The organism is Chryseobacterium pennae, assembly GCF_003385515.1.
Lineage (GTDB): Bacteria > Bacteroidota > Bacteroidia > Flavobacteriales > Weeksellaceae > Chryseobacterium > Chryseobacterium pennae.
This window is the reverse complement of record NZ_QNVT01000060.1, coordinates 1-3,765: the sequence shown is the minus strand read 5'-3', so window position 1 is coordinate 3,765 and position 3,765 is coordinate 1. Positions and strand designations below refer to the sequence as shown.

Here is a 3,765-nt window from a genome sequence, read left to right as displayed (position 1 = left end):
GAAGACAGCTTCAAAATTTGAAAACAAAGAACAATGTGACCAAGATTAATACCCAGGCTTTGGTACAGGGAGCTTATCTGGTGACTATAAAAACGGATACTAATAAAACAGCGAATGCAAAGCTGATTAAAAAATAAAAACATTGATCATGAAGAAAGTTATCATTTGTGCAGCCATCTTGTCTGCTCATTTTTACTCTGCTCAGGAAGTAGCAAAGGGAAATCCTGGCTCAGGATCTGGAATAGAACTTCCTAATATAAATCCTCCTTCTCCTGAGTCCTCTTTTAGGACACAATTTGGCAATTTGGAAGCCAATGAATTTAAAGGAAATCCCAATATCAATATTCCGATTCATACGATCTCCGATAGTGGATTAAAGCATACAATATCTTTAAAATATGGTAAAGCCGGAGTAAAAGTAAACGACACCCCAAATACATTGGGGATGAACTGGATCCTAGAGGCAGGTGGGGTGATCAACAGAACCATTTATGATAAAGCAGATGAGTTCGGAGCAGAAAGGATTTTACTAAGCCTCAATGATCTCACTCATCTGTACAGTCAGCAGGGAACAGATGATCTTGTAAAACTTACTAAATATGGCTCTGAACAGTATGATCACCAGCCTGATGTTTTCAGTTTCTCTTTTCCTGGTTATAGTGGAAGTTTTTATCTAGATGCTAATTTTCAGCCGGTTATTCTGACACAGGATAACAATCTCAAAATTGAAACAGTAGGAGCATTCAAGGATAATCATTCTTTTATTATCACTACTTATGATGGAACAAAATATACCTTTGGAGGTACAGGAGCTACTGAAAAGACTTGGGTAAGGCTCAATGGAGGATTAAGTGGAGATACTAGTTTCTTTCTTACCAAAATAGAGAATACTGCAGGAAATAAAATTGAATTTTCATATTCTGAAGTTAATACGAATGCTACCATACTTAGTATAGGAGAACAGCAGTCTTTGGATACCCGAATGATGGATGAGGGTCCTGCAGAACAAGGTACCTCAGCAATTCCTCCTACAACTCCTTATAGCCAGTCAATTCGAACCCTCAATATAATCAGGCCCAAAATATTAACCCAGATTAGTACGGGAAGCGAAAAAATTACCATCAATTATTCAACAGATCCTTCAGAAATTTTTCAAAAAATTGGAAATATTGTAGTGTCTTCAGTTACCAGTTCCAATACTATTACCAACCGTATTACAGGTACAACGAATGTCAAAAAAATTGTATTCGATTATATCAACAATTCAGAAAGTGATCGTCAAAAAAAGCGTTTTTTCCTTGAGAAAGTGAAAGAATATGTAATAAAAAATAATCAGGAAACTTTTGTACAGGAACATAAATTTGAATATGATAATCCTCTTGGTCTCCCTGCGAGATTATCTAAGACTACAGATTATCTGGGATACTACAATGGAAGCAATAATGGAAATACTTCACTGCCTGATTTAAATATGTTTGGAGAGAAATACAAACTGTTTTTTAATAGCTCTTATTATGCCAATAGAGTCCCTAGTTTTATCTATGCCAAGTTAGGAACACTTACTTCCATTACTTATCCTACCAAAGGAAAAACTACTTTTGAGTACGAGCCTGAATATGCAAAGGAAGCTATAATAGGAGAAGGAAAACATTATGTAGCTATAGGGAACGCAGAGCCATTTTTTGAGGATGCACCTTCTGCCGATTATGATCTGATACATATGGTAGCAGATCGCCTCCCTTTATCTAATGAAACAACAAGTACATTTGATGCCTCTGAGGTGGATGGAGGCAAGGTAAAGATAGAATTGAAAATACACTCAAACACAGATATAGGATTCGGTAAAGGAAAAGCTCAATTTACTCTTGTGGATACGTCTACGGGGCAGACTGTATTTACAAAACCGATATTTCTAAACAAATCCGACAAGGATATGAGTTCTATTGAAGATTTATTATTAGGTGGTAGTACTTATCAGTTGACATTCAAAATAGTAAATAATATTTGTAACCAATGTTCTGCCACTGCGCTCATCAGATATAATGAAAAAAACAAATGGAATATTGTTGAAGATGGAAATGTCAGATTGAAAAAGCAATATGATATTGCTGAAACCGGAAAAACGAATATTAAAAGACTATATTATAGTGTTTATAATGATATTAACAACATGAACAAGATCGGATCTCCATATAAACCGGAATTCAGATCCTACAGATTTGATCAAAAAACTTATGCTCCCTTTACTGATCCTAACTCTTTACCTTCTCCTGGAGCTACTATGGTAGGTAGTCTATTTGAGACTATTTTTCATTCGGAACCTCAAATTTCAATTCGACATTCCGGTTTTTTTACGGATAGTATGGATGGACAATACTCTTACAGCATATATGACCCGATATATCCTAATGTAACAGTTAGCTATGGAGGAGATCAATTTGAAAAAGGTGGTGAAGAAAAAGCATTCTCAACTCAACTATACAATAACAGTTATGCTTTCCGAACTCCCACGGTGGATGGAATGTATACTAATAATTTAAATGATCTTCCTATGGTATCTTCATCTGCAGAGAACTCACTGTTTTGGAGTGTTCCATCAGGAAATCTGAGTGGAAAGCTCTTATCCCATAGGGTATTCAACAGTAAGAATGGGCAATTTTATTTGAAGACTTCTATGAAAAATGAGTATTTTAAAGATCAGACAGAGATTATATCGAGTATTGCAGGCGTTACACTTTTTCCTCTTGCTTTCATCATGCCGGGAACCAATGTCGGGACTTATCTTGATAATATGTACATCACAGCCTATAGGCTTCCTTCTTATTCTTTTGTTCTCAATAAAAGCATTTCCAAAGAATATCTGGAGGATGTTCCTTTGAATACTACAGATGATTCTTTGTATAAAAAAATAACTACAAGCAGTGATTATCTTTATAATAATCCTGATCAGCAACTTTCAAAAAGTATTACTTCATTCTCTGGTGCAGGAATTAAGGAAACGTTTTATCTATATGCCAGAGAAAAAGGAAATCAGAAGCTGATCAGTGCCAGTATGCTGGGAATTCCTTTGGAGACAACTGTTGTCAATAAACAGAATTCAAGCGATTCCGGAAAAATCATTTCAAGAAACGAAATCAAGTACGATAATCCAGCTAATTTACTGCCAAGCTCAGTAATATCTTATGGACTTCAGAATAATATACCTTCAACAGAAATAATGTATGATAAGTTTGATACCAAAGGAAATCTATTACAATATACCACCAAAGACGGTGCTGTAACGGTTATTATTTGGGGCTACAACCAAACTAAACCTATTGCCAAGATTGAAAATATACGGTTAACTGATATCCAGCAATCTTTTATAGACAATATCGTGAATGCCTCTGATCTGGATGCTGCAGCCGGAGCAAATAATGATGAGAATAACCTACTTAATGCCTTTCAAACTTTCAGAGCCAATTTACCCGGGTATCAGATGACGACTTACAGCTATGACCCATTAATTGGAGTAAGAAGCATTACCCCGCCATCCGGAATAAGAGAAACTTACCTTTATGATTCTGCCAATAGACTTGAAAAAGTAGTTGATGCCAACGGAAAGATCCTGAAGGAAATGAAATACAACTATAAAAACTAAAACCGATGAAAAAAATAATAATCCCTATAAGCATGCTGCTGATTACCCATTCAGTGTATGCCCAGCTTACCCCGCTCCCTAATACGGAGAATTACATACAGACCAAAACCTATCTGGATTATAAT

At 35.7% G+C, this 3,765-nt stretch carries 2 protein-coding genes; both read left to right on the top strand.

Annotated elements, in window-relative coordinates:
• Positions 1-17 precede the first annotated feature (17 nt).
• A complete protein-coding gene (locus DRF65_RS28080) occupies positions 18-137 on the top strand; it encodes a T9SS type A sorting domain-containing protein (protein ID WP_228439000.1) in 120 nt (39 codons plus the stop codon).
• Positions 138-148: 11 nt separating this feature from the next.
• Positions 149-3,640 carry an RHS repeat domain-containing protein gene (locus tag DRF65_RS28075; protein WP_115974001.1) on the top strand — a complete coding sequence of 1,164 codons (3,492 nt, stop codon included), beginning with the start codon at positions 149-151 and terminating at the stop codon, positions 3,638-3,640.
• Positions 3,641-3,765 lie beyond the last annotated feature (125 nt).

Excerpts from the sequence above, each read along its gene's own strand:
- DRF65_RS28075 (WP_115974001.1), top strand. The coding sequence starts at position 149 with ATGAAGAAAGTTATCATTTGTGCAGCCATCTTGTCTGCTCATTTTTAC.